Here is a 24,318-nt window from a genome sequence, read left to right on the forward strand (position 1 = left end):
ATGAACAGCAAAGCCAATTTCAAGGCAGCGGCGCTGGCCCGCACCCTGGCCATCGGCCTGGTCGCGGCGACCCTGGTGTCCGCCCCCGCCCAGCAGGCTTCGGCACAGGCGGTCCAGAATGCGAGCAGCAACGTCGACCTGTCGGTCGGACGCGGGCGGCTGATCAGCCTGCCCGCGGCGATGACCGACGTCTTCGTCGCCGACGACAAGGTCGCCGACGTTCAGGTCCGCTCGAGCCGGCAGCTCTACATCTTCGGCAAGACGCCGGGCGAGACGAGCATCTATGCCACCGATGCCAGCGGCCGCGTCGTCTATTCGACGGTCGCCCGCGTCGGCAACAACATCGAGACCATCGACCAGATGCTCGCGCTCGCGATGCCCGATGCCAAGGTTTCGGCGAACACGATGAACGGCTTCGTGCTGCTGACCGGTACGGTCCAGTCGCCCGACGACGCCGCCGAGGCCGAACGCCTGGTGCAGGCCTTTGTCGGCGACCAGACCAAGGTGCTGTCGCGCCTCCGCACCGCGACGCCGCTGCAGGTCAATCTGCAGGTCCGCATCGCCGAAGTGAATCGCTCGCTGGTCAAGGAAATCAGCGGCAACGTCCTGACGCGCGATACCGACGGGCCGTTGGGCAACGGCTTCCTGGGCGGTGTTTTCGGTGGCCGTACCGCAGGGACGATCACAAGCAGCAACGGCACGACGACCTATAATATCACCACCCCTTCCGGGACGCGGAGCCTGGCCGGCGCCGGTCGCCTGTTCGGCCTCGACCTCATCGCGTCGCTCGACGCAGGCGAGCGCTCGGGCTTGGTCGCGACGCTGGCGCAGCCCAATCTGACCGCGATTTCGGGCGAAACCGCCGACTTCCTCGCGGGCGGCGAATTCCCGGTCCCGATCCCGGGCAATTTCGCGGGCACGACGATCGAATATCGCAAATATGGCGTCAGCCTGGCCTATACGCCGACGGTGCTGTCGAACGGCCGCATCAGCCTGCGTGTCCGCCCCGAAGTGTCCGAACTCTCGACCGAAGGCGCCATCGAACTCGACGGTTTCCAGGTGCCCGCGCTGACCGTGCGCCGCGCGGAGACCACCGTCGAACTCGGCTCGGGCGAAAGCTTCATGATCGCCGGGCTGATGAACAACCGGTCGATCGGCGCGATCGACAAGATGCCTGGGTTGGGCGATGTGCCGCTGCTCGGCCTGCTGTTCAAGTCGGACAGCTTCCGCCGCGGCGAAACCGAGCTGGTGATCGTCGTAACGCCCTATCTGGTCCAGCCGGTTTCGGCGAACGAGATCAAGCTGCCGACCGACGCCTTCCAGGATTCGAACGACCTTTCGCGCCTGCTGCTCGGTCAGACGACCAACGGCGTGACCGGCGGCGACCGCCCCAAGCCGCGGCTGGAGACGTCGCCCGCCGATGCCGACCGCCTGCGCGGCGGCGCGGAAGTGTCGCCGGGTTTCAGCATCAAGTGACGCGCTGGTTTTCAGGAGCAAGTTTATGAAGAAGATCGCAACTTGGACCGTCCTGGCGCTGGCGACGACGATCGCCGGCTGCACCGGCACCGCCCACACCAACGCCAGCCTCGATTCGGTCCACCAGCCGCTGGTGCGCAACTCGATTTACCAGTTCGACGTCGCGACGAGCGGCGGCGAGCTGCCCCCGAGCGAACAGGGCCGCCTGCAGGGCTGGCTCGACGCGATGGGCGTGCGTTACGGCGACCGCATCGCGGTCGAGGATCCCTCGCCCTATGGCTCGGGCAACGCACAGGCGACGATCCGTTCGATGGTCGAACGCCGCGGCCTGCTGCTCAGCGACGCGCTGCCGGTCACCACCGGCGCCGTGCCAGAGGGCAGCGTCCGCGTCGTCGTGACGCGCGCCTCGGCGCATGTACCGGGCTGCCCCGACTGGGCGAGCAAATCGTCGATCAATTTCACCAATTCGACCTCGTCCAACTATGGCTGCGCGACGAACAGCAATCTCGCCGCAATGGTCGCCGACCCCAACGATTTGATCAAGGGATCGAGCGACGCAGGCTACGACCCCAGCACCGCGACGCGCGCGATCAAGACCTATCGCGAAAAACCGCCGACGGGCGCGGGCGCGCTCAAGCAGAACTCGACCAGTGAAGGAGGCAGCCAGTGAACGCGCCTTTCAAAGCAGCCGGGCTGCGCGAACCGTTTAACGCCTTCGTGTGCGACGACGACACGCTGGAACTGATCCGCGCCGCGGCCAACGACATGGGCTGGCCGATCGAGAAGTGCAACAAGGGCGGGCTGCGCAACGCGGTCCAGTCGCTGTCGGTCTCGGCGAGCCCGAACATCCTGTTCGTCGACATGTCCGAATCGGGCGACCCGATCAACGACATCAACGCGCTCGCGGAAGTTTGCGAGCCCGGCACGGTGGTGATCGCCGCCGGCCAGGTCAACGACGTGCGCCTGTATCGCGACCTCCTGTCGAGCGGGATCCAGGACTATCTGCTCAAGCCGCTGTCGCTCGACCAGGTCCGCGAATCGCTGACCATGGCGCAGGCGATGCTGTCGGCGCCCAAGCATGCCGACATGGTCGATGACAAGCCGCATCACATGATGGCGGTGGTCGGCGTGCGCGGCGGCGTCGGCGCGTCGCTGGTATCGACCTCGCTCGCCTGGGCGATGAGCGAACAGGCCGGCCGCCAGACCGCGCTGCTCGACCTCGACGTGCATTTCGGCACCGGCGCGCTGACGCTCGACCTCGAGCCCGGCCGCGGGCTGATCGACGCGATCGACAATCCCAGCCGCATCGACGGGCTGTTCATCGAGCGCGCGATGGTGCGCGCATCGGACAAGCTCAGCCTGCTGTCGGCCGAGGCGCCGATCCACCAGCCGGTGCTGACCGACGGTTCGGCCTTCTTCCAGCTCGAGGAAGAACTACGCAACGCGTTCGAGATGACAATCGTCGACATCCCGCGCCACGTGCTGATCCCCTTCCCGCACCTGGTGTCGGAAGCGGGGACGATCCTGCTGGTCAGCGACGTGACGCTCGCCTCGGCGCGCGATACGATCCGCATCCTGTCGTGGTTCAAGCAGAATGTTCCCGGCGCGCGCGTGATTCTGGTGGCGAACAAGTTCCAGAATGCGGTCGGCGAATTGTCGCGCAAGGAATTCGAATCCTCGATCGAACGCCCCATCGACATCACCATCCCGTTCGACCCCAAGCTGGTCAGCCAGTCGGCCAAGCTCGGCAAATCCTATGCCGAGATCTGCAAGGGCACCAAGGCGAGCCAGGTGTGGAACGGACTGATGCGCCTGATCCTCGACGGCGCCGACGCCGAAGAGGAAGCGCCGAAGCCCGAAGCCAAGGCCAAGTCGGGCGGCTCGCTGCTCGGCAAGATCGGCGGCATCGGCGGCGTGATACTGAAAAAGAAATAAGCGTGACTGCGGCCGGCTAGTCCGGTCGCCGCCAGCCATGGACTAGAAGCGGACGAAATCGCATCATGGATCTGTCAGTCATCCTCATCATCGGCGGCGCCTTCCTGGCCTTCACGATGCTCGTGATCCTGCTCGGCGGCCCGTCGATCGGCAAGGCGAAATCGCGGCGTCTCGCGATGGTCAAGGACCGGCATGCCGCTTCGACCGAAGCGGTCGTCGCTGCGCAGATGCGCAAGACGATCCAAGCGTCGAGCAGCAAGGGCGGGACGAACCTGTCGAGCCTGATGCCGCGCCGCGAAGAGATGGAAAAGCGGCTGCGGCGCACCGGCAAGACCTGGACCGTCAGCCAGTATATGATGGCGTCGATGCTGATCTTCGTGGTTGCGGCGAGCCTGCTGATCGCGATCCGCAGCCCCCTGTTGCTCGCCGCGATGGTCGGCGCCTTCGTGGCGATCGGCCTGCCCTATTTCGTCGTCGGCAGCCTGATCAAGAAGCGCGTTGCCAAGTTCAACACGCGCTTTCCCGACGCGATCGACCTGCTCGTTCGCGGCCTGAAATCGGGCCTTCCGGTGACCGAGACCTTCCAGGTCGTCAGCCAGGAACTTCCCGGCCCGGTCGGCGAGGAATTCAAGGGCGTGGTCGAACGCATCCGCATCGGCAACACGATGGAAGCCGCGCTCCAGGAATCGGCCGAGATGCTAGGCACACCCGAGTTCCAGTTCTTTTGCATCACCATTGCGATCCAGCGCGAAACGGGCGGCAACCTGGCGGAAACGCTGGCTAACCTGTCGGACGTGCTGCGCAAGCGCGCGCAGATGAAGCTCAAGATCCGCGCCATGTCGTCGGAAGCGAAGGCATCGGCGTATATCGTCGGCGCGCTGCCCTTCTTCGTCTTCGGTATCGTCTGGATGATGAACCCCGAATATCTTCAGGGCTTCTTCGTCGAAGAACGTCTGATCATCACCGGGCTGGGCGGGCTCGTCTGGATGAGCATCGGCGCGTTCATCATGTCGCGCATGATCAGCTTCGAAATCTGACGGGAGCAGACAAATGAACAGCACTCTGCTCCTCAACGCCTTCACCGGGGCCACCAGCGGCCCGAAACTGATGGGCATCGACGTCGTCTGGGTCGGCACCGTGCTCGCCGCGGTCGGCGTCGGCGCGGTCCTCGTCGCGCTCTATGGCGCGCTGACCGTCCGCGACCCGATGGCGAAGCGCGTGAAAGCGCTCAACGAACGCCGCGAACAGTTGAAGGCCGGCATCACCGCCTCGACCGCGAAGCGCCGTGCCAAGCTGGTCCGCAAGAACCAGACCGCCGACAAGATGCGCACCTTCCTGGGCAAGCTGCAGGTGCTGCAGGAAGACCAGATCAAGGACGTCCAGCAGAAGCTGGCGCAGGCGGGCATCCGCTCGAAGGATCTCGCGGTCGCGGTGATCTTTGGTCGCCTGATCATGCCGATCTTGCTCGGCGGGCTTGCCGCCTTCCTGATCTATGGCCTCGACATGTGGCCCGACATGACCCCGTTCAAGCGCGCCGGCGCCCTGATGACGGCGCTGATCCTCGGATACAAGGCCCCCGACCTGTTTGTGCAGAACAAGCGGACCAAGCGTACCGATGCGGTCCGCAAGGGCCTGCCCGACGCGCTCGACCTGCTGGTCATCTGCGCCGAAGCTGGCCTGACCGTCGACGCCGCGTTCAGCCGCGTCGCGAAGGAATTAGGCCGGGCGTATCCGGAACTGGGCGAAGAATTCGCGCTCACCTCGATCGAACTCGGCTTCCTCACCGAACGTCGGCAGGCGTTCGAGAACCTCGCCTATCGTGTCAATCTGGACTCGGTGAAGGGTGTGGTCACGACCATGATCCAGACCGAGAAATACGGCACGCCGCTCGCCAGCGCGCTGCGCGTGCTGTCGGCCGAATTCCGCAACGAACGTATGATGCGCGCCGAGGAAAAGGCGGCGCGCCTGCCTGCGATCATGACCGTGCCGCTGATCCTGTTCATCCTGCCGGTGCTGTTCATCGTGATCCTGGGTCCGGCGGCCTGCTCGCTTAAGGACGCGCTTGGCGGCGCAATGAGCGGCGGCGGCTGATCGCCGGGACAGCAAGAGCGACACCGGAACGACAAGGGGGAGCCGCCAAGCGGCTCCCCTTTTCTTTGGTCAGCCGACCGTTTGCTCGATCGCCCCGAAGATGCTGTGGTGCCGATCGTCGTCCATCCAGATGCGCACCGTGTCGCCCTTTTGCATGAAGGGTGTTTTCGGTTCACCCTCCAGGATCGTCTCGACGGTGCGCACCTCGGCGAGGCAGCAATAGCCGAGGCCGCCCTGCGCGATCGGCTTGCCCGGACCGCCGTCGGCGTCGCGGTTCGACACCGTCCCCGACCCGATGATCGTCCCCGCACCCAGATCGCGCGTCTTGGCGGCATGCGCTATCAGCGCCCCGAAATCGAAGGTCATATCGACCCCGGCATCGGCGCGGCCGAGCGCCTGGCCGTTGAGGTCGACCGAGAGCGTGCCGTGCAGCTTGCCGTCCTTCCACCGATCGCCGAGCGCGTCGGGGGTGACGAAAACCGGCGACATCGCGCTCGACGGCTTCGACTGGAAGAAACCGAAGCCCTTGGCGAGTTCGGCGGGGATCAGGCCGCGCAGCGAAACGTCGTTGGTCAGGCCGACGAGCAGGATATGGTCGCGCGCTGCGACCGGATCGATGCCCGCGGGTACGTCGCCGGTCACCACCACGACCTCGGCCTCCATGTCGCAGCCCCAGGCGGGGTCGCCGAGCGGGATCGGGTCGCGCGGCGCGAGGAAGGCGTCGCTGCCGCCCTGGTACATCAGCGGATCGTGCCAGAAGCTGTCGGGCATTTCGGCGCCGCGCGCCTGTCGCACCAGCGCGACATGATTCACATAGGCGCTGCCGTCGGCCCATTGATAGGCGCGCGGCAGCGGCGACGCCGCCTCGCGCTCGTGGAAGCGCTCCTTCGGGATCGCGTCATGGTTGAGGTCCTCGGCCAGCGCCGCGAGGCGCGGCGCGGCATAAGCCCAATTATCGAGCGCCGCCTGCAGCGTCGGGACGATCTGTCCGGCGTCGGCATACCAGGCGAGGTCGTCCGAAACGACGACAAGCCGGCCGTCGCGGCCACCTTTAAGCGAGGCTAATTTCACATCTGTCCCTTTGTCTGCGATGCCGCGCATCGCCTGATTGGGGGAGCGATGATCAGCGCGGCATCTGGATCGAAGCGAAACAGGTAAAGCCGCTCTGCCCCGCCTGCAAGCGCCGGATATATTGCAGATACGCCTGCGACTGGTTGTAGCTGGTGCCGGGCAGCGTCTGGCCGCGGAAGGCGCGCTTCACTTCTTCGCCGGTGAACGGCCTCGGCGAGCCCGGAAAGGCGCCCTGCGTTCCGGCGGCGACGAGATTGCCCTTGGGGTCGATATATTTGCCCGCGCCCGATACGTCGGGGACCGGAATCTGGCAATTCATCACCGACACGGCGGTCTGCGCAAAGGCCGGACGGATCGTCAACGCCGCCGATACGCCGACGGCGCCGAGCATCAACGCGCGGCGGCGCGTCGGCACGGCCTCGATGCCATCGGCGGTTTCGGGCGCCCCCGCGCCGGCCGGCTGATCCTGTTCTTTCATGCCCGGCGCATAAACCACCAAAAGCCCAAGGAAAAGCAAAAGACCGCGCGCGCCGCCGCGCTTCCCGTTTCGGGACATCCGCATCGAAAGCGTTAATCCCGGTAAAGCCGCTTGCGCGCTCTCCCCGCTCATGCGAGGCGGAGCGCCGATGTTCGACCGACTCTCCAGCCTCGTCGTAGCGTTGACCCTGGTCGCCATCGCGGCGATTTTCGCGATGCTCGCCGGCGGCGACGCGCTGACGATCGCGATCCTGGCGGTCGCGGGCATCGCTGCGATATTGGTCGTCCATGGCGCGGCGCCCGATACGACCGCAGGAGCTCGCGGCGAGGCCCCTGCCGAGCCTCTGCCCGCATTGCCCGGATCGCTGCTGCGCCATCCCGATTTCGCGCGCTGGGCCGACCAGGAGCGCGAGCCGCTGATCGGCACCGACGACCATATCGTCACCATCGCCAACGACGCCGCGATCCGGCTGCTGGGACGCCATATCGTCGGCGCCGACATCCGCACCGCGATCCGCCACCCCGGCGCGGTCGACGCGCTGGCGGCAGCGGGGAGCCCCGACACGCTGCAGGAAATCCACCTCGCCGACTTTCCGCGTCCGGGGCATCGCTGGACGATGCATATCGCCGCGCTATCGGGGGGCGAGCGCATTATCTTTCTCTCCGACCGCTCGGCGATCGACGCCGCCGACCGGATGCGGTCGGACTTCGTCGCCAACGCCAGCCACGAACTGCGCACGCCGCTCGCCGCGATCCTCGGCTATGTCGAGACGCTGCAGGACATGAACGACGAGGGCGATGGCGCGACGCGGCACCGGTTCCTGTCGATCATCGAGCGCGAGGCGCGGCGGATGCAGCAGTTGGTGATCGACCTGCTCTCGATTTCGCGCGTCGAGGCCGACCGTTTTCGCCGCCCGACGACCCCGGTCGACCTGACCGCGATCGTGCGCACCACCATCGCCCAGCTCAAGGACAGCGACCATCCGCGCGCCAAGGATGTGGTCGCGGGCTTCGACGCCACCCCGCTGCCGATACTCGGCGACGAGGCGCAACTCGGGCAGCTGGCGCACAATATCATCTCGAACGCGATGAAATATGGCCGTGCGGACACCCCGGTGACCGTCGAGCTGCTGCGTGAAGGCCATCGCGGACGGCTGGCGGTGCGCGACGAGGGCGAAGGCATTGCGCCCGACCATCTGCCGCGGCTGACCGAGCGCTTCTACCGCGTCGACGAGGCGCGGAGCCGCTCGGTGGGTGGCACGGGCCTGGGTCTCGCGATCGTCAAGCACATCAGCGAGCGGCATCAGGGCCAGCTCGATATCGAGAGCGAGGTCGGCAAGGGCACGCGTGTATCGGTGACCTTCCCGCTGGCCGGCGAAGCCTAAGCCGCGCACGCCTGCGCGCCGCGCTTGCATTTCCGCCGCTTCCCCGCTAAGGGCCCGCGCTTCCGTCCATGGTCATCCCTGGAGGCGTGGCGGAACTGTGTAACCGTACTCGGAGAAATATTATGAGCGATCAGCTGACGCTGACGGCCGAGACGCGCGAACGCGGAGGCAAGGGAGCCTCGCGTGACCTGCGTCGCAATGGCCGCGTCCCCGCCGTCGTCTATGGCGGCAAGGAAGAACCCCTGATGATCCACGTCGAAGAAAAGCTGCTGATGAAGCAGCTGATGTCGGGTCACTTCATGAACTCGGTCGTGATGATCGACGTCGGCGGCAAGCAGATCCGCACGCTGCCCAAGGACGTCGCCTTCCACCCGGTCAAGGATCGCCCGATCCACGCCGACTTCCTGCGCATCACCAAGGATGCCAAGGTTACCGTCGCGGTCCCGGTGGTGTTCATCAACGAAGAAGCCTCGCCGGGCCTGAAGCGCGGCGGTGTGCTGAACATCGTTCGCCACGAGCTGGAACTGGTCTGCGACGCGGACAAGATGCCCGACGACATCCAGATCGACGTGACCGGCTATGATGTCGGCGATTCGATCCACATCAGCGCCGTCACCCTGCCCAAGGGTGTCGAAAGCGCGATCACCGATCGCGATTTCACCATTGCGACGATCGTCGCCCCGTCGGCGCTGAAGTCGAGCGAAGGCGACACCACCGTCGATGGCGGCGAAGCCGCCGAAGGCGACGACGCCTAAACCCGTTCGGACGGCCCCTTCCCGCAGCGGGAAGGGGCCTCCCACGATTGGCCCCGAGAAAGGCAGCGCCATGCAGCTCTGGGTCGGCCTGGGCAATCCCGGGCCCCAATATGCGATGCATCGGCACAATGTCGGCTTCATGGCCGCCGACGTCATCGCCGACGTGCACGGCTTTCCCGCCCCGGCGAAGAAATTCCAGGGCTGGCTGCAGGACGGCCGTATCGGGCGCCACCGCGTCCTGATCCTAAAACCCGGCACCTTCATGAACGAAAGCGGCCGCAGCGTGCGCGCCGCGCTCGATTTCTATAAATTGACCCCGCAGGACGTGACCGTCTTCTACGACGAGCTCGATCTCGCCCCGATGAAGATCAAGGTGAAGCAGGGCGGCGGTGCGGCGGGCCACAACGGTATCCGCAGCATGATCCAGCATATCGGCGACGATTTCCGCCGCGTGCGCATCGGCATCGGCCACCCTGGGCACAAGGACCGCGTCACGGGCCATGTGCTCGGCAATTATCACAAGAGCGAGATGGAGCCGCTCGTCGACCTGCTCGGCGCGATCGCGGCCGAGGCGGCGTGGCTCGCCGACGGCGACGATGCGCGCTTCGTGAGCGATGTGGCGCTGCGGCTGCAGGGGTAATCCGGGCGCGGCCGATCCCGGAACGACATTCATTGCATCGTCATCCTGAACTTGTTTCAGGATCCATGATCTGCCGTTTCCTTCGGCGCAGCGTCAAACGAGGGTTCGGGCCATGGATGCTGAAACGAGTTCAGCATGACGAGATTCCGAAGTCTGTTCGTAGATTTGGCACCCTCCGCGCTTTGATGCATGATGGCTCCCGAAAGGAGCTTCACCCATGCCCCATGCTTCCCCCAATCGCCGCCAGTTGCTCGCGGGCGCCGCTGCGCTCACCGCGGCCGCCCCTGCCCTGCTGCGCGCCGTCGAGCCGCTCGCGCCCGATGCGCTGAAGGGCCGCACGGTGCTGATCACCGGCGCGTCGAGCGGCTTCGGTCGCGTCGGCGCCTTGCTCTATGCCAAGCATGGCGCGAAGGTGATCGCGACGATGCGCAAACTGCCACGGCCCGAGGCCGAAAGCCTCGTCGCCGAGGCGGCGAAGGACAAGCTCGACCTACATGTCGTCGAGATCGACGTGACCGACGACGCGTCGGTCGCGCGCGGCACCGCCGAAGCGGTGCAGTTTGCGGGCGGACGCATCGACACTTTGGTCAACAATGCCGGCATCGGCATCACCGGGCCGGTCGAGGTGCAGGACATGGAGGCGACGCGGCTCATCTTCGAGACCAATGTGCTGGGCATCCAGCGCATGCTGCGCGCGCTGTTGCCGCAAATGCGCGCGGCAAAAAGCGGGCAAATCTTCAACATCAGCTCGCAATTGGGCCGCGTGATCGTGCCCGGCGGCGGTCATTATTCGGCGACCAAATTCGCGGTCGAGGCGCTGTCCGAGCAGCTCGCCTACGAGTTGGTGCCGCACGGCATCGACGTGACCGTCATCCAGCCGGGCGGCTATCCGACCAGGGTCTGGGTCAATCGCAACGCCTATACCCGCGCCTTGCGCGACCGCAGCGACGCCGAGCTGCTCAAGGCCTATGAGCCCTTCACCCGCGGCATGGGGACCGAGGACGGCAGCGGACGCAGCGCCGACCCCGCCGACGTGCCGCGCGCGATCGCCAAGATCATGACGATGCCCGCGGGCAAACGCCCGCTGCGCCGCGCGGTCCATCCGGGCAACAAACCGCAGGAGGCGATCAACAAGGTCGCGGCCGAGGTCCAACTCGCCTGGCTCGGCGGATCGCCGCTGGGACCGCTGATCAAGGCCGTGCACGACTGAGGCTGCCTGCCGTTCGACAAGAGGATTGACGGTCGCCTCACCGGGCGACTGTCAAAACTCTGTCATCAAAATCGTTCGTTTTCGAAACCTTGCAGCCATCGGGCTGACACCTCCCCCTGTCATCGGGGCCATCTCACCGGGACGACTCCCAGTCCCGGGGCTCAACCGAACAGGGGTACTGCATGTCACATCTTACCGACCAAGCCCGCGCGCCCTATCGCCGCGCGACCGACGACCTCGACGGCCCGAACAGCCTCGAGGCGATCGTCGCCGCCAACCCCTCGCGCCGGTCGATGCTGACCAACGGCCTGTTCGGCCTGTCGATGCTGCCGCTCCTCGCCGCCTGCGACAGCGACGGCGCACCGGTCGTGACCGTGCCGCCGACGCCCACCCCGACGCCGACACCGACGGGCACGGCGCCGAGCTTCGCGGTCAATTTCACCTCGGTCGCCGCCAACCGCAACGACACCGTCACCGTACCGGCGGGTTATACCGTCGATGTGCTGCTGAAGGCCGGCGATTCGGTGGAGAGCGGCACACCCTATTCGGGCAGCTTCCCCGCAAGCCCGGCGGTTTCCGAGAAATGGGCCGGCGGCAATCATGATGGCATGGAATATTTCGCTTTCCCGGGCGTCGACGCGAACAACCGCGGCCTACTGGCGCTGAATTTCGAATATCCCGATTTCAACATCCTGATGGCCGGCAACTACGACCCGGCGACCGCCAGCGCCGACCAGAAGGCGATCGCCCTGTCGGCGGTCGGCATCGGCGTCGTCGAGATTTCGAAGGGCAGCGACGGCAAATGGTCGGTGCAGTCCGGCTCGACCTATAATCGCCGCTACACGGGCAACAGCGCCTATCGCGCGGGCGGCCCCGCCGCGGGCCTGTTGTCGGGCAGCATCAAGGGCATGCTGAACAATTGCGCCAGCGGCCGCACCCCGTGGGACACCTACCTGACCTGCGAAGAGACGACCGACAACTATCTCGACCCGACGAAACCCGCGAACGACTATGGCTGGGTCGTCGAAATCGATCCGCTGCGCGAACTCGCCGCGCCGACCAAGCGCACCGCGATGGGCCGCTTCAGCCACGAGAACGTCGCCTTCATGGCGAACGCCGACCGCCGCGTCGCCTTCTACATGGGCGACGACAGCACCCCGGGCTGCATCTACAAGTTCATTCCCGATCGCGCCTACAGCGCCACCAACCGCGCCGCGAACACCGACCTGCTCGATTACGGCACGCTCTATGTCGCACGCTTCAACGCCGACGGCACGGGTGAGTGGCGCGCGCTGGTCGTCGGGCAGAACGGCCTGACCGCGGGCGCGTCCGACCCCGGCAACATCAGCCAGAGCGCGACGCCCCCGGCGCCGACGATCGTCAACTTCAACAACCAGGCCGACGTGCTGATCAATTGCGCCTCGGCGGCGCGCGTTGCCGGCGGCACCGTGATGGATCGTCCCGAGTGGATCACGGTCGCACCCGACAACAAGGCGGTGTTCGTCACGCTGACCAACAACAGCAGCCGCCGCGTCACCGACCCCGCCAACCCGCGTGTCACCAACCGTCACGGGCATATCCTGAAGTTCCGCGAGGAAGGCGATTCGCCGCTGGCCACCAAGTTCAGCTGGGAAATCTTCCTGCTGGCGGGAGACCCGGCCTGGGCGTCGGGCGGGTCGAACCTGACCGGCAACATCAACGGCGACACCTTCTCCAGCCCCGACGGCCTGCGCATCGATCCGCAGGGCCGCCTGTGGGTGCAGACCGACCACAGCGTTCCCGGCACCTCGGGCGCCTCGGGCGTCAGCATCGAGGATACGGTCGGCCAGAATGCGATGTTCTACCTCGACCAGGCGACCAAGCAGTCGAAACGCTTCTTGGTCGGTCCGGTCGGGTGCGAGATCACCGGCCTCGCCTACACCCCCGACCTGCGCACCTTCTTCGTCAATATCCAGCATCCGACGGGCAACTGGCCGGTCGCGGGCGAGCAGCCGCGCTCGTCGACGATCGTGGTGCGCCGCACCGACAACCAGCCGGTGGGCAACTGATCAGCGCGCCGCCCGCTCCCAAACGCCGGGAGCGGGCGACCGCCTCAGACGAATTTCATATCGCCGAAGATCCAGCGCCACGGCGTCCCCGTTTCGCCGAGAATGTCGCGCACGATCATCGGAAAGGCCGCCTCGGCGCGCACGTCGTTCGACATGATCAGCACGCAGCGTTGACCCTTTTCGACGCAGACGAGCGTGTTGCCGGTCGAGTCATTGTGCCCGCCGCGGAAGAAAGCGGGGCCCTGCGGCCCGCTATAGGTGATCAGCCCGACGCTCGCCGCCAGCCCCTTGTGCTGCCGCGCCGCGGGCACGTCGCCCGCCAGCGTTGGGAATTGTCCGGCCGAACGGATCGGCAGGCCCGGGCGCCACAGTTCGCCGCGTGCCTTTTTCGACAAACCCTCCCCCGACACCAGCGCCGCCGCGAAATTGGCAAGGTCGGTGATCGTCGTGTCCATCGATCCCGCCATGCGCACGCGGCCGCGCTCGTCATGCGCCTCGACGCTGCCGTCGAGCGTCCAGCCGTCGGCGTAGTTCGCCGCGAAGTCGGGGCGCCAGACGAGGCTGGAGTTCGGCATCCTCAGCGGATCGAAGACCAGCCGCTGAACTTGTTGCCCGGTGTCGAGCCCCAGTCCCTTGTCGAGCCCGAACTGCAGCAGCATGATCCCCTCGCCCGAATAGCCGTAGCGGCTGCCCGGATCGAAGTGGAAGCGCAATTTCTGGTCGGGTTCGAGAAAGTGGAAGTTCGCGAAACCCGTGCTGTGGTTGAGGACATGCCGCGGCGTCACCGCGCGCCAGCGCTCATCGCCGGCAAGGTCGCCCCAATTGCCGTAGGCGTCGAGATTGCCATAGTCGGGAAGCGGCTTGTCGAGCATCGCCGCGATCGGCTTGTCGAGGTCGACCTTGCCCTCGTCGGCCAGCCGCAGCACCGTATAGGCGAAGACCGCCTTGGTCAGCGAGGCGCCGTACATGATCGTCTGCGGGGTCAACGGCTCGCCTTTGGCGTTCCGCTCGCCAAAGCTCTGGACCGAGACGACCTTACCCTTGTCGATCACCGCGATGGCGAGGCCGCGCGCGCCGGTCGCGGTCATCGCCTGCTTCGCGGTCTTCGCGACCGCGGCCTGGTCGGCGACGGGTTTCGCCTCGGCGGTGACGGCCATCAACAACGGCAGGGCCAAAGCCAGTTTTGCACGGCGCATCGCTATCTCCCCGAAATCAGGACGATTCCACTGCTATGACGAAACAATACAGCCCGCAAGCCGCGTCGTCGCCGGTCAGGGTTTGCGCTTCGGTGGCGGCGGGGCCGAACCGTCGGGGGTCTGCGACATCATGATGACGCACATGGTGCGGTGGACCTTGTGCGATCCGCAGGCGACGCCGGCATAGCGATGCTCGGCGCGGAGCAGGCTGTGGCGGTGCCCGCGGTCGGGCACGCCGTCGTCGATCAGCAGCTGGTGGATCACGCCTGCCGGGGTGTGATGGCCATAAGTGATGACCTCGTTGACATAGGGACCGCCGCCCCGCGCGGTCGCGCGCTCGCCCGGGCCGCGGCCGCCGGTATAGTGGCCGACCGCGCCCGAACGCGACTGCGCCGCGACATGGTCGGCCGCCGCGCGTTCGAGCACCGCGCCGCGTTCGAGCGAGGCGAGCGGCTTCGCCGGACGCAGGTCGCGGATCGCCTCGTCGACCGCCGCGACGCCCTCGCGGGTCATGATGTCGATCTCGTCGCGGTCGCGCCCGATCAGCAGCTTGCCCTCGAAGCGCGGGCGATAAGTCCGCAACACATCGGCATAGCCCGAAGGATCGCCGCGGAAGCGATTGAGTTCGGCAAGAACGTCGGTCTCGAAATCGCCCGGCGCGAGGGCAGCGGAGCTCACGGCTCCGCCAGCCAGAAGCGCCGCTGCTGCGGGCCATCGGAAGTATCTCGTCATTGCAGAGGCGATAAAGGCGCAACGCTGAACATCGCGCAACCATTATCGGCGAGACTGGCGCACGGGCCCACTAAGCGCTAGGGGCGCGGGCAACGACCGGCGCGACGCCGGATCCTCATGGAGTTTTTATGGGTTTCAAATGCGGCATCGTCGGACTCCCGAACGTGGGCAAGTCCACCCTGTTCAACGCGCTGACCGAGACCGCGGCGGCGCAGGCGGCGAACTATCCCTTCTGCACGATCGAGCCGAACATCGGTAACGTCGCGGTGCCCGACGACCGGCTGGAGAAGCTCGCGGCGATCGCGAGCAGCAAGAAGATCATCGCGACGCAGCTCGCCTTCGTCGATATCGCGGGGCTCGTGCGCGGCGCGTCGAAGGGAGAGGGTCTGGGCAACCAGTTCCTCGGCAATATCCGCGAGGTCGACGCGATCGTGCATGTGCTGCGCTGTTTCGAGGATGACGACATCCAGCATGTCGAGAACAGGGTCGACCCCGTCGCCGACGCCGAGACGGTCGAGACCGAGCTGCTGCTCGCCGACCTCGAAAGCCTCGAGAAGCGCGTGCCGGCGCTGGCCAAGAAAGCCGCGCAGGGCGACAAGGAATCGAAGGTCGCCGCGAGCGTGCTCGGGCAGGCGCTCGACCTGCTGCGCGACGGCAAGCCCGCGCGGCTGACTGACCCCCGCGACGAGGAAGAAGCCCGCGCGCTGCGCAATGCGCAGCTGCTGACCAGCAAGCCCGTCCTCTACGTCTGCAACGTCGACGAGGGCAGCGCCGCCAACGGCAACGCCTTCTCCGAAAAGGTCTTTGCCAAGGCGGCGGCCGAGGGCGCGCAGGCGGTGGTCGTCTCCGCCGCGATCGAGAGCGAGCTGGTGACGATGGACATGGCCGACCGGCTCGAATTCCTCGAAGAAATGGGCCTCCACGAAACCGGCCTCGCGCGCGTCATCCGCGCGGGGTACGAGTTGCTGCACCTGATCACCTTCTTCACCGTCGGCCCGCAGGAAGCGCGCGCCTGGACCGTCCACACCGGCGCCACCGCGCCCGAGGCCGCGGGCGAGATCCACAGCGATTTCCAGAAGGGCTTCATCCGCGCCGAGACGATCGCCTATGACGATTATGTCACGCTGGGCGGCGAAGCAAAGGCGCGCGAAGCGGGCAAGCTGCGCGCCGAGGGCAAGGCCTATGTCGTGCACGACGGCGACGTGATGCATTTCCTGCATAGTTGAGTCGTCTTCGCCGCCCGCGAAGCCGGTCGGGGCTTAAAGCCACAAAAGCCCCGTATGGGGAGATGCGCATTGTGCCCTTTGTGGCCTTAAGGCGACATCGAATACGCATGCGCGCGTCGAAATGTCTTCCTTGTCGCTTTAAGCACGGGGCGGACCTTCAGCGCGTTCAAGACGATTTCAATGAGCCAGTGATGTGCCGCCATATCGAAAGAAGGTCGCGCGATATTCCAAAGTTCAGTAAAGTTCAGCCTCGTGCGGCACCGATTTGAACGTCGCGATATGCTGATTACTTGCGGTGCGCATCGCGTTTTTATCCACCAGATGAAAGAGCCGGATGAAGGCTGGCACAGCCGGATAATTTAGGAAAGGCTTATTTTGAAGGCTATGTCGGCTTTGGGGTGGGAAGCGGACGCTGGATGACCGATCAAATGATAGCTATGAGAATGCCGCCAGCGTGACGGAATTGGTAGACGTATCGCTACAGCGATCTCGGCAACGGGTGGGGTTCGATCCCCTGCCGCTGGCATTTCCGAATTGGGGTGGGAAGCTGCCACCCGACAACCTATTCGGATTAGCGAAAATCCTTTCCTTCGATTGTCACGGGGACCTGTTGCAGACGGTGCCAGAAATCGTCGCCTTGAAGCTCCGATACAACATCTAGAGCAATTGAATCGGCCGACTGAACGGCAAAGTCGAACCACCGGTTGTTAGAACCCGGTTTCGCTCCAAGCCTTACAGTGGCAATCAGTTGAGTGGCTTTGACTTTCTCCGGTGCAACCGTGTGTTTGATCGGCCTGTGCCACTCCACGCCGTCGCGCGACGCTAGCCCCGCGTGCACAAAGAAGCGGTCGTCCGAAGAATCTCGTTTGAAATAGAACTGAAGGCATTCCACTGTGTCACCCATATATCGATAAAAATCAGGAAACGAACCGCGAAATCCAATTGATCGTAAGTGCGGAATCGCAAGCCGCTTTAGTGAAGCTTTCATGTCAGACCTGCGGCTCATTTCCACTCCTATCGGAATCGGGGGTAGCGTAGGATTACACCTAAATTGAGGCTCAAAGCCGTCAAGTGCTCTGACCTCATGAACGTCCGCAATCGGTCGTTAGCGGTCATTCGATCCAGGTTGACAGCGAACGGCGGAAATGGGGTGGGAAGCGGACGCTAACTCGCGGGATTGATTTCCGGTCCAAGCTCCTCGTCCGCCACGTTCCATTCGAAAACTCGACCTGTATCCTCTTCCACTGCAAACCATCCCATCAATACGCTGCCGCATATCTCTTCATGGCAGTATCCGTTGACACGAGCTATCCGGAAACCGGGCGGATTAAAGCTATCAACTACTCCATCGCAACCAGCGATATTCTTTTCTTCAAAATCGCGGTTGGCCACTAGAGATGCCTTGAGAAGATCGCATGCTTTGGCGTCCGCAGATATATCGAAGGAAGCTTCGGCTTTGACAGAAGCGGCTTGTTCATCTTCTGGCATGCCGCAGCTGAGCAAGCCCAATGCCAAGATGATGATTGACGGAATTTGCGGCTTCTACATCCTCGCAAATTAGACAAAATTGCTACGTCTGCAATCGGTCGCTTCCTGACATTCGATCCAGATCAGCGGCGACCGGCTGAAATGGGGTGGGGACCGGACATATCTCACTTTCTTGTCATCCCCGCGAAAGCGGGGACCCAGAGCGTCCGTAGGCTGACCCCGCACTGGGTTCCCGCTTTCGCGGGAATGACACAGGTAAGAATGGGTCCGGCCGCAACCGCCCGCGGACCGTCATTGCGGGGCGGGCTACGGCTCGAACGCCGCCAAGATCGGGCACGGCCCCTTGTCGCTCGCCGCGCAGATGTCGGCTAAGCGCGCCAACGCGGCGCGGGTTTCGGTCATGGCCGCGATCTTTGTATCGAGCGCATCGATCCGCTGGCGCGCGAGGTGGCGCACCTGGACGCGGTCGTCGCCCGCCTCGAGCGCGAGCAGTTCGCCGATCTCGTCGAGCGTGAAGCCGGCGCCCTGCGCCGCGCGGATGAACTTCAGGCGGCGAAGGTCGTCTTCGTCGTAGCGGCGGATGCCGCCGCCCCAGCCGTCGCCGCCGCTGCGCGCGGGCGTCGAAAGCAGGCCGCGACGCTGGTAATAGCGGATCGTCTCGACCCCGACGCCGCCCGCGACGGCCAGTTTTCCGATGGTGAACTGCATCGCTTGACTCCGTACCATGGTACGGATGCCATATGGGGCGCATGAAAAAGCAAGCAACCCTCCACCGCATGGTCATGCCCGGCCACACCTGCCCCTATGGCCTCAAGGCCCGCCACCTGCTGAAGCGCAAAGGCTATGCGGTCGACGACCGTTGGCTCACGACGCGCGAGGAGACCGACGCGTTCAAGGCCGAGCATGGCGTCAAGACCACGCCGTAAACCTTCATCGACGGCGTGCGCATCGGCGGCTACGACGACCTCCGCCGCCATTTCGGCCTCGCGGTGCGCGATCCCGACGCGGTGAGCTACCGCCCGGTGATCGCGCTGTTCGCGATGACCGCGCTGATGGCGCTCGCGGCGAGCCATGCCGCGTTCGGCGACGCGCTCACGCTGCGCGCGGCCGAATGGTTCGTCTCGTTCAGCATGATCGTGCTCGCATTGCTCAAGCTGCAGGATATCGAGAGCTTCTCGACGATGTTCCTGAACTACGACCTGTTCGCGAAACGCTGGGTCCCCTATGGCCGCATCTATCCCTTTGCCGAGGGGGTCGCGGGGGTGCTGATGACCGCGCATGCGCTGCCCTGGCTGTCGATCCCGGTATCGCTGTTCATCGGTTCGATCGGCGCGGCGTCGGTGTTCAAGGCGGTCTATATCGAGCGGCGCGAGCTCAAATGCGCGTGCGTCGGAGGCAGCAGCAAGGTGCCGCTGGGTTTCGTCTCGCTGACCGAGAATCTGGCGATGGTCGGCATGGCGCTGTGGATGCTGGCGATGCTGGTCTGAGGCCATCCGCCCGGCCGGGTGCAACCCCATTGTCACGATCCGGGCACATGGGATTTCGCGTGCCGCTGGGCTATGCCCGGCGCAACGAATCATCAGACGATGGGAACTGCCATGTATAATCGCCGCTCGTTTCTGGCCGGGGCGACGCTCGCCGGGCTGGCCGCCCCCGCCATCGTTCGCGCGCAGGGGCTGTTTCGCGACTTTCCGTTCAGCCTGGGCGTCGCGGCGGGCGATCCCGCGAGCGACGGTTTCGTCATCTGGACGCGCCTCGCGCCCGAGCCGATGGAGCGCCACGGCGGCATGCCGCTGGTCAACGTCCCGGTCGACTGGGAGGTCGCGAGCGACACCGGCTTTCGCGACGTCGTGGCGAAGGGCACCGAGCTGGCGCGCCCCGAACTGGCGCACAGCGTCCATGTCGAGGTCGCGGGGCTGCTGCCCGACCGGCCCTATTTCTACCGCTTCACCGCGGGCGGCGAGCGCAGCCTGCGCGGTCGCGCGCGCACCCTGCCCGCCCCCGGCGCCAAGGTCGATGCGCTGAAATTCGGCGTCGCGGGCTGCCAGCATTATGAATCGGGCTTCTATGGCGCCTATCGCCACATGGCGCGCGAAGACCTGGCCTTCGTTTATCATTATGGCGATTTCATCTATGAATATCGGCAGGATTATCTGTTCGACAGCGGGCTGCCGATCCGCCCGGTGCGCCAATATGCGCAGCGTGCGCTGATCGACGTCAACGACTTCCGCCTCGCCTATGCGCAGACCCTGCTCGACATCGACCAGCAGGCGGTGCGTTCGGTCCACGCGCATCTGTCGAGCTTCGACGATCACGAGATTCGCAACAATTGGGTCGGCGAATATGACAATTGGAAAATGGGGCTCGACGGCAACGACCCCGACGCGCTGTCGCCCGCCGAGTTCATGCTGAAGAAGCAGGGCGCGATGCAGGCGTGGTACGAACACATGCCGGTGCGCAAGGCGCTGCTCCCGCGCGGCGGCATGGTCGCGGCGAACCGCGAGTTTCGATATGGCGACCTGATGGCGATGCAAGTGCTCGACACGCGCCAATATCGCAGCGACCAGCCGTGCGGCGACGGCTTCAAGCCGATCTGCCCCGACGTGATGGCCAGGGACGCGCAGGTGCTGGGCAAGGCGCAGGAGGAATGGCTGGCGCGCAATCTGGCGAAGGGCGGCGCGCAGTGGAACGCGCTGGCGCAGCAGGTGACGATGATGTCGCTCGACCGCCGCCGCAAGCCCGACGAACCGCAGAAAATCGTGAATATCGACAGCTGGGCGGGCTATGCGGCGCCGCGCGAGCGCATATTGTCGCGGATGGCGGGGCTCAAGAATTGCGTCGTGCTCACCGGTGACGAGCATCAGAATTTCTGCGGCGACCTGATCCTGAAGGACAAGGTCGTCGGCGCCGAATTCGTCGCGACCTCGATCAGCAGCAACGGCGACGGCAGCGACAAGCGCAACGGCACCGACGACTGGCTGAAGCTCAACCCCGAGCTCAAATTCGCCAACGACCAGCGCGGCTATGTCGTGTGCGAAGTCGGCCGCGAGGCGTGGCAGTCGCATTTCATGGTCGTCGACAAGGTGACCACGCCGACCAACACGCTGTCGAAGCGCGCGACCGGCGTCGTCGAGAATGGCGTCGCCGGGATCAAGATGGCCTGACGATGAAGATGATCGGGATGATCGGCGGCATGAGTTGGGAAAGCTCGGCCGAATATTACCGCCTCATCAACCGCGACGTGCGCGGGCGGCTCGGGCCGACCGCGTCGGCGCGCTGCCTGCTCTGGTCGTTCGACTTTTCGGAGATCGAGCGGCTGCAGAATGCGGGCGACTGGAACGCACTGACCGCGATGATGATCGACGCCGCGCGGCGGCTCGAGGCGGGCGGCGCCGAGCTGCTGATCATCTGCACCAACACGATGCATCTGATGGCCGACGCGGTGCAGGCCGCGGTGTCGGTACCGCTGCTGCACATCGCCGACGTCGCCGCCGACCGTCTGCACGCCGCGGGCATCGAAAAGGCCGGGCTGCTCGGCACCGCCTTCACGATGGAGAAGGATTTCTACCGCGACCGGCTGGCCGCGCGACATGGGCTGTCGGTGGTCGTCCCGGGCGCCGAGGACCGCGCGGTCGCGCACCGGATCATCTATGACGAGCTGGTCGCGGGCGTCGTGACCGAGGCGTCGCGCGACGCCTATCGCGCGATCATCGCGCGGCTGGTCGACGCTGGCGCAGAGGCGATCATCCTCGGCTGCACCGAGATCATGCTGCTGGTGCAGCCCGAGGACAGCCCGGTGCCGCTGTTCGACACGACGACGTTGCACGCGACGGCGGCGGTGGAGATGGTGATCGGCTGAGGGTCAACTTGATCGGGAAACGTCGGCTGCGACTTATTTCTGGCCCTCACTCCATCTGCCGGGTTGGGCGCATTCCATCGAACCGACACGTGTTTAGTTCCCAAAACTTCGCGTGCGGCAAATCTGGGAAAATCGAGCCGAAGCGAGGAGCGAATTTAGTCGCTGCGGAACGCTCGGTTCGGATAAAACCGGCTATTGAATGTGCGATGAAATCTGCAATCTCCAGCCCCGGCTCTTCCGCCGTCTTGTCCAGCAATGCCCAACTAACCGGCATCGATATGCCATCCATCGAAAGCCGCTGAGTTGATAGTTGTGCCTCGTAGGATGGACGTAAACGTGCGTTGTCTTCGATGATGAGACATAGACCATGCGATGGGCGACCACCCATGACTGCCGCCATGAGTTGTCCAACCAAATTTAGCGCGATCCCAAAAACCGGTTTGTGAGGGAATTCGCCCATCTCGAAAATCGTTTGATCCGTGATTGCAACCCCGGCGCGGTAGAAGGTTTCCTGCTCAAAGAACCTTCGAACCGGATAATCCCGCTTTCTGCCCAGCCTCATATTTCGCATATGCATTTGACGATCGCGATGGCCTGTTACCTGCTCTCGAACATCTAGCCAAGCTTGCCGCAGCGCAGGAAGGTCACGACCGCGAACCATACAGCACCCCAGAACAAATGTCGGATTACCGGGATCTTTCAGTGTTTCATCACCAGATTCGTCGAAGAACGCTATGACTTCGTCATCACCATAAAATGATTTCCGAAACCCCACTTCCATACAGCAGCCCCCGCCCTTCAAATCTCACTTCCGCCCGAACAGTTTCTCGACATCATCCATCGCGAGCTTGACCCAAGTCGGGCGGCCGTGGTTGCACTGGCCCGAATGCGGGGTGACCTCCATCTGGCGGAGCAGCGCGTTCATCTCGGTGACGCTGAGCGTGCGGCCCGCGCGGACCGAGCCGTGGCACGCCATCGTCGCGGCGACGAGTTCGAGCTTTTCATTGAGCCCGAGCGCGGCGTCGTAGCCCGCGAGGTCGTCGGCGATGTCGGTGACCAGCTTGGTGCAGTCGATCGCGCCGAGCATCGCCGGGGTCGCGCGGACCATCACCGCGGCGGGGCCGAAGCGTTCGAGTTCGACCCCGAGCGCGGCGAGCTGCGGCGCGGCGGCTTCGAGCCGGTCGCACGCGGGTTCGTCGAGCTCGACGACCTCGGGGAGCAGCAGGCCCTGCGACGGGACCGCGCGGCCCGCCAAGCCGTGGCGCAATTGTTCGAGCACCAGCCGTTCGTGCGCGGCGTGCTGGTCGACGATGACGAGCCCGTCCTCGGCCTCGGCAACGATGTAGGTGCGCGCGATCTGGCCGCGCGCGATGCCGAGCGGGTGATGCTCGGCCACCGGCACCGGGGCGGCGGCGACCTCGGCGCGGCCCGCCAGCGGCGCGGGCGAAGCGAAGGGGACGAGCCGGTCGTAGACGCGCGCGACTTCGGGCGACGGCGGCGCGATGTCGGCGCCGAACAGATGCACCGCGGGCTCGCCGCGCGGCGCGGCGCCGAAGAGGAAGCCGGTCGCCGGCGCGGGCGCCACCGGCTCCTGCTGCCAGGCGGCGAGCGCCGCCTCGGCGGGGCGCTGGACGCTGCGGAAGCCATGTTCGTCGAGCGCGCGGCGGAGCCCGCCGACGATCATGCCGCGGACGAGCTGCGGGTCGCGGAAGCGCACCTCGGTCTTCGCGGGGTGCACGTTCACGTCGACCTCGCTCGCGGGCACGTCGAGGAACAATGCGACGACGGGATGGCGGTCGCGCGCGAGCAAATCGGCATAGGCGCCGCGAAGCGCGCCGACGAGCAGCCGGTCCTTCACCGGGCGGCCGTTGACGAAGAGATATTGATGGTCGGAGACGCCGCGATTGTAGGTCGGCAGGCTGATCACACCGCCGAGATGCACCTCGCCCCGGTCGAGATCGACCCCGATGCTGTTCGCGGCGAGGTCGCGACTGGTCAGCGCCGCGACGCGCGCGAGCCGGTCCTGCCCGCCCTGGACGTCGAGCACGCGGCGCCCGTCATGCTCCATGGTGAAGCCGACGTCGGGGTTCACCATCGCGAGGCGTTTCACGACGTCGAGGCAGGCGGCATATTCGCTGCGCCCGCTGCGCAGGAATTTGCGGCGCGCGGGGATGCGCGCGAAGAGGTCCTCGACCAGCACGCGCGTGCCCTTGGCGAGCGCCGCGGGTCCCTCGGCGACGAGCGCGCCGTTGTCGACGACCCGCTTCCAGCCGTCGGCGCCGGGCATGCGGCTCTCGATCGTGAGCCGCGCGACGCTGGCGATCGAGGGCAGCGCCTCGCCGCGGAAACCGAGCGTGGTGACCTGCTCGATTGCGTCGTCGGGCAGCTTCGACGTGGCATGGCGTTCGAGCGCCAGCGCCATGTCGCCGGGGGTCATTCCCGACCCGTCGTCCTCGACCTCGATTCGCGCGATGCCGCCGTCGGCGATTCGTACCGAAATGCGCGTCGAACCCGCGTCTATGGCGTTTTCAACCAGTTCCTTGAGCGCCGCAGCCGGTCTTTCGACCACTTCACCGGCTGCGATCCGATTTACGAGCGTTTCCGGCAGGCGGCGTATTGACATAATCCCTTCCCTAGCGCAGTCGGACGCAATTCGCGACCCACCCGAACAGCCTGATCATTTTGTCCAGCCGCCCCCCATGGACAGGCCGGAATCTCCCCCTGATTGG

At 65.4% G+C, this 24,318-nt stretch carries 22 protein-coding genes and 2 pseudogenes; 15 read left to right on the plus strand and 9 right to left on the minus strand.

The features are described from left to right. From BWQ93_RS07985 to BWQ93_RS08005, 5 genes are all read left to right on the plus strand, one after another. Entirely contained in the window at nucleotides 1–1,476 is a 1,476-nt protein-coding gene (locus BWQ93_RS07985) for a type II and III secretion system protein family protein (protein WP_077030073.1), read from the plus strand. A 25-nt stretch (nucleotides 1,477–1,501) separates the two neighbouring features. Then, nucleotides 1,502–2,146, plus strand: a complete 645-nt coding sequence (locus BWQ93_RS07990) for a CpaD family pilus assembly protein (protein ID WP_077030074.1) — start codon at nucleotides 1,502–1,504, stop codon at nucleotides 2,144–2,146. Beyond that, nucleotides 2,143–3,411, plus strand: coding sequence for a pilus assembly protein CpaE (locus BWQ93_RS07995; protein ID WP_077030075.1), 1,269 nt, complete (start codon nucleotides 2,143–2,145; stop codon nucleotides 3,409–3,411). The genes BWQ93_RS07990 and BWQ93_RS07995 overlap by 4 nt, the downstream gene beginning before the upstream one ends. 65 nt (nucleotides 3,412–3,476) lie before the next feature. After that, nucleotides 3,477–4,448, plus strand: a complete 972-nt coding sequence (locus tag BWQ93_RS08000; RefSeq protein WP_077030076.1) for a type II secretion system F family protein — start codon at nucleotides 3,477–3,479, stop codon at nucleotides 4,446–4,448. 13 nt (nucleotides 4,449–4,461) lie between these two features. Beyond that, nucleotides 4,462–5,502, plus strand: coding sequence for a type II secretion system F family protein (locus BWQ93_RS08005; protein ID WP_083720742.1), 1,041 nt, complete (start codon nucleotides 4,462–4,464; stop codon nucleotides 5,500–5,502). 69 nt (nucleotides 5,503–5,571) lie between these two features. Here the strand turns inward: BWQ93_RS08005 and BWQ93_RS08010 are convergent, their stop codons facing one another. Continuing rightward, nucleotides 5,572–6,573, minus strand: a complete 1,002-nt coding sequence (locus BWQ93_RS08010) for a fumarylacetoacetate hydrolase family protein (RefSeq protein ID WP_077032275.1) — start codon at nucleotides 6,571–6,573, stop codon at nucleotides 5,572–5,574. Nucleotides 6,574–6,625: 52 nt separating this feature from the next. Continuing rightward, nucleotides 6,626–7,051 carry a hypothetical protein gene (locus tag BWQ93_RS08015; RefSeq protein WP_077032276.1) on the minus strand — a complete coding sequence of 142 codons (426 nt, stop codon included), beginning with the start codon at nucleotides 7,049–7,051 and terminating at the stop codon, nucleotides 6,626–6,628. A 148-nt stretch (nucleotides 7,052–7,199) separates the two neighbouring features. Between BWQ93_RS08015 and BWQ93_RS08020 the strand changes: the two genes are divergently transcribed. The 5 genes from BWQ93_RS08020 to BWQ93_RS08040 all read left to right on the plus strand — a co-directional run bounded on the left by BWQ93_RS08020 (nucleotide 7,200) and on the right by BWQ93_RS08040 (nucleotide 13,088). Next, nucleotides 7,200–8,435, plus strand: a complete 1,236-nt coding sequence (locus tag BWQ93_RS08020; RefSeq protein ID WP_077030077.1) for an ATP-binding protein — start codon at nucleotides 7,200–7,202, stop codon at nucleotides 8,433–8,435. Nucleotides 8,436–8,557: 122 nt separating this feature from the next. Continuing rightward, nucleotides 8,558–9,190, plus strand: a complete 633-nt coding sequence (locus BWQ93_RS08025) for a 50S ribosomal protein L25/general stress protein Ctc (RefSeq protein ID WP_077030078.1) — start codon at nucleotides 8,558–8,560, stop codon at nucleotides 9,188–9,190. A 70-nt stretch (nucleotides 9,191–9,260) separates the two neighbouring features. Next, nucleotides 9,261–9,830 (plus strand): aminoacyl-tRNA hydrolase, encoded by a 570-nt coding sequence (gene pth, locus BWQ93_RS08030; RefSeq protein WP_077030079.1) that lies wholly within the window; start codon nucleotides 9,261–9,263, stop codon nucleotides 9,828–9,830. Nucleotides 9,831–10,047: 217 nt separating this feature from the next. After that, nucleotides 10,048–11,040 (plus strand): SDR family oxidoreductase, encoded by a 993-nt coding sequence (locus BWQ93_RS08035; protein WP_077030080.1) that lies wholly within the window; start codon nucleotides 10,048–10,050, stop codon nucleotides 11,038–11,040. A 182-nt stretch (nucleotides 11,041–11,222) separates the two neighbouring features. Further along, nucleotides 11,223–13,088 (plus strand): PhoX family protein, encoded by a 1,866-nt coding sequence (locus BWQ93_RS08040; RefSeq protein ID WP_077030081.1) that lies wholly within the window; start codon nucleotides 11,223–11,225, stop codon nucleotides 13,086–13,088. A gap of 44 nt (nucleotides 13,089–13,132) precedes the next feature. Here BWQ93_RS08040 and BWQ93_RS08045 read toward each other — a convergent pair whose 3' ends face one another. Continuing rightward, entirely contained in the window at nucleotides 13,133–14,284 is a 1,152-nt protein-coding gene (locus BWQ93_RS08045) for a serine hydrolase domain-containing protein (protein WP_077030082.1), read from the minus strand. Between the two features lie 75 nt (nucleotides 14,285–14,359). After that, complete coding sequence (locus tag BWQ93_RS08050; protein ID WP_083720744.1) at nucleotides 14,360–14,962, minus strand: CAP domain-containing protein; 603 nt, start codon at nucleotides 14,960–14,962, stop codon at nucleotides 14,360–14,362. A 182-nt stretch (nucleotides 14,963–15,144) separates the two neighbouring features. Between BWQ93_RS08050 and ychF the strand changes: the two genes are divergently transcribed. Continuing rightward, nucleotides 15,145–16,242 (plus strand): redox-regulated ATPase YchF, encoded by a 1,098-nt coding sequence (gene ychF / locus BWQ93_RS08055; RefSeq protein ID WP_077030084.1) that lies wholly within the window; start codon nucleotides 15,145–15,147, stop codon nucleotides 16,240–16,242. Nucleotides 16,243–16,690: 448 nt separating this feature from the next. Then, nucleotides 16,691–16,768 (plus strand): annotated as a pseudogene (locus tag BWQ93_RS20780). A 45-nt stretch (nucleotides 16,769–16,813) separates the two neighbouring features. Here BWQ93_RS20780 and BWQ93_RS08060 read toward each other — a convergent pair. From BWQ93_RS08060 to BWQ93_RS08065, 3 genes are all read right to left on the minus strand, one after another. Further along, the gene (locus BWQ93_RS08060) at nucleotides 16,814–17,248 is read right to left on the minus strand and encodes a DUF4304 domain-containing protein (protein WP_077030085.1); all 435 of its coding nucleotides are present in this window, start codon (nucleotides 17,246–17,248) and stop codon (nucleotides 16,814–16,816) included. A gap of 158 nt (nucleotides 17,249–17,406) precedes the next feature. Then, the gene (locus BWQ93_RS20785) at nucleotides 17,407–17,730 is read right to left on the minus strand and encodes a hypothetical protein (RefSeq protein WP_156878177.1); all 324 of its coding nucleotides are present in this window, start codon (nucleotides 17,728–17,730) and stop codon (nucleotides 17,407–17,409) included. 306 nt (nucleotides 17,731–18,036) lie between these two features. Continuing rightward, complete coding sequence (locus tag BWQ93_RS08065) at nucleotides 18,037–18,438, minus strand: MerR family transcriptional regulator (RefSeq protein WP_077030086.1); 402 nt, start codon at nucleotides 18,436–18,438, stop codon at nucleotides 18,037–18,039. A 32-nt stretch (nucleotides 18,439–18,470) separates the two neighbouring features. Here BWQ93_RS08065 and BWQ93_RS08070 point away from each other — a divergent pair. From BWQ93_RS08070 to BWQ93_RS08080, 3 genes and pseudogenes are all read left to right on the plus strand, one after another. After that, nucleotides 18,471–19,217, plus strand: a pseudogene (locus tag BWQ93_RS08070) (MauE/DoxX family redox-associated membrane protein). Between the two features lie 111 nt (nucleotides 19,218–19,328). Then, nucleotides 19,329–20,894, plus strand: a complete 1,566-nt coding sequence (locus tag BWQ93_RS08075) for an alkaline phosphatase D family protein (protein ID WP_077030087.1) — start codon at nucleotides 19,329–19,331, stop codon at nucleotides 20,892–20,894. Between the two features lie 2 nt (nucleotides 20,895–20,896). Further along, entirely contained in the window at nucleotides 20,897–21,589 is a 693-nt protein-coding gene (locus tag BWQ93_RS08080; protein WP_077030088.1) for an aspartate/glutamate racemase family protein, read from the plus strand. Between the two features lie 46 nt (nucleotides 21,590–21,635). Here BWQ93_RS08080 and BWQ93_RS08085 read toward each other — a convergent pair whose 3' ends face one another. Next, nucleotides 21,636–22,370 carry a DUF3800 domain-containing protein gene (locus BWQ93_RS08085; RefSeq protein ID WP_077030089.1) on the minus strand — a complete coding sequence of 245 codons (735 nt, stop codon included), beginning with the start codon at nucleotides 22,368–22,370 and terminating at the stop codon, nucleotides 21,636–21,638. A 24-nt stretch (nucleotides 22,371–22,394) separates the two neighbouring features. Continuing rightward, nucleotides 22,395–24,212, minus strand: coding sequence for a DNA mismatch repair endonuclease MutL (gene mutL, locus BWQ93_RS08090; protein WP_077030090.1), 1,818 nt, complete (start codon nucleotides 24,210–24,212; stop codon nucleotides 22,395–22,397). Nucleotides 24,213–24,318: the final 106 nt, after the last annotated feature.

The sequence above is a fragment of the Sphingopyxis sp. QXT-31 genome (genome assembly GCF_001984035.1).
In the GTDB taxonomy this organism is placed as follows: Bacteria; Pseudomonadota; Alphaproteobacteria; order Sphingomonadales; family Sphingomonadaceae; genus Sphingopyxis.

Coding starts and splice junctions, on each gene's coding strand:
- BWQ93_RS07985 (WP_077030073.1), top strand. CDS start 1: ATGAACAGCAAAGCCAATTTCAAGGCAGCGGCGCTGGCCCGCACCCTG.
- BWQ93_RS07990 (WP_077030074.1), top strand. CDS start 1,502: ATGAAGAAGATCGCAACTTGGACCGTCCTGGCGCTGGCGACGACGATC.
- BWQ93_RS08000 (WP_077030076.1), top strand. CDS start 3,477: ATGGATCTGTCAGTCATCCTCATCATCGGCGGCGCCTTCCTGGCCTTC.
- BWQ93_RS08005 (WP_083720742.1), top strand. CDS start 4,462: ATGAACAGCACTCTGCTCCTCAACGCCTTCACCGGGGCCACCAGCGGC.
- BWQ93_RS08015 (WP_077032276.1), bottom strand. CDS start 7,051: ATGAAAGAACAGGATCAGCCGGCCGGCGCGGGGGCGCCCGAAACCGCC.
- BWQ93_RS08020 (WP_077030077.1), top strand. CDS start 7,200: ATGTTCGACCGACTCTCCAGCCTCGTCGTAGCGTTGACCCTGGTCGCC.
- BWQ93_RS08025 (WP_077030078.1), top strand. CDS start 8,558: ATGAGCGATCAGCTGACGCTGACGGCCGAGACGCGCGAACGCGGAGGC.
- pth (WP_077030079.1), top strand. CDS start 9,261: ATGCAGCTCTGGGTCGGCCTGGGCAATCCCGGGCCCCAATATGCGATG.
- BWQ93_RS08035 (WP_077030080.1), top strand. CDS start 10,048: ATGCCCCATGCTTCCCCCAATCGCCGCCAGTTGCTCGCGGGCGCCGCT.
- BWQ93_RS08040 (WP_077030081.1), top strand. CDS start 11,223: ATGTCACATCTTACCGACCAAGCCCGCGCGCCCTATCGCCGCGCGACC.
- BWQ93_RS08045 (WP_077030082.1), bottom strand. CDS start 14,284: ATGCGCCGTGCAAAACTGGCTTTGGCCCTGCCGTTGTTGATGGCCGTC.
- ychF (WP_077030084.1), top strand. CDS start 15,145: ATGGGTTTCAAATGCGGCATCGTCGGACTCCCGAACGTGGGCAAGTCC.
- BWQ93_RS08060 (WP_077030085.1), bottom strand. CDS start 17,248: ATGAGCCGCAGGTCTGACATGAAAGCTTCACTAAAGCGGCTTGCGATT.
- BWQ93_RS20785 (WP_156878177.1), bottom strand. CDS start 17,730: ATGCCAGAAGATGAACAAGCCGCTTCTGTCAAAGCCGAAGCTTCCTTC.
- BWQ93_RS08065 (WP_077030086.1), bottom strand. CDS start 18,438: ATGCAGTTCACCATCGGAAAACTGGCCGTCGCGGGCGGCGTCGGGGTC.
- BWQ93_RS08075 (WP_077030087.1), top strand. CDS start 19,329: ATGTATAATCGCCGCTCGTTTCTGGCCGGGGCGACGCTCGCCGGGCTG.
- BWQ93_RS08080 (WP_077030088.1), top strand. CDS start 20,897: ATGAAGATGATCGGGATGATCGGCGGCATGAGTTGGGAAAGCTCGGCC.
- BWQ93_RS08085 (WP_077030089.1), bottom strand. CDS start 22,370: ATGGAAGTGGGGTTTCGGAAATCATTTTATGGTGATGACGAAGTCATA.
- mutL (WP_077030090.1), bottom strand. CDS start 24,212: ATGTCAATACGCCGCCTGCCGGAAACGCTCGTAAATCGGATCGCAGCC.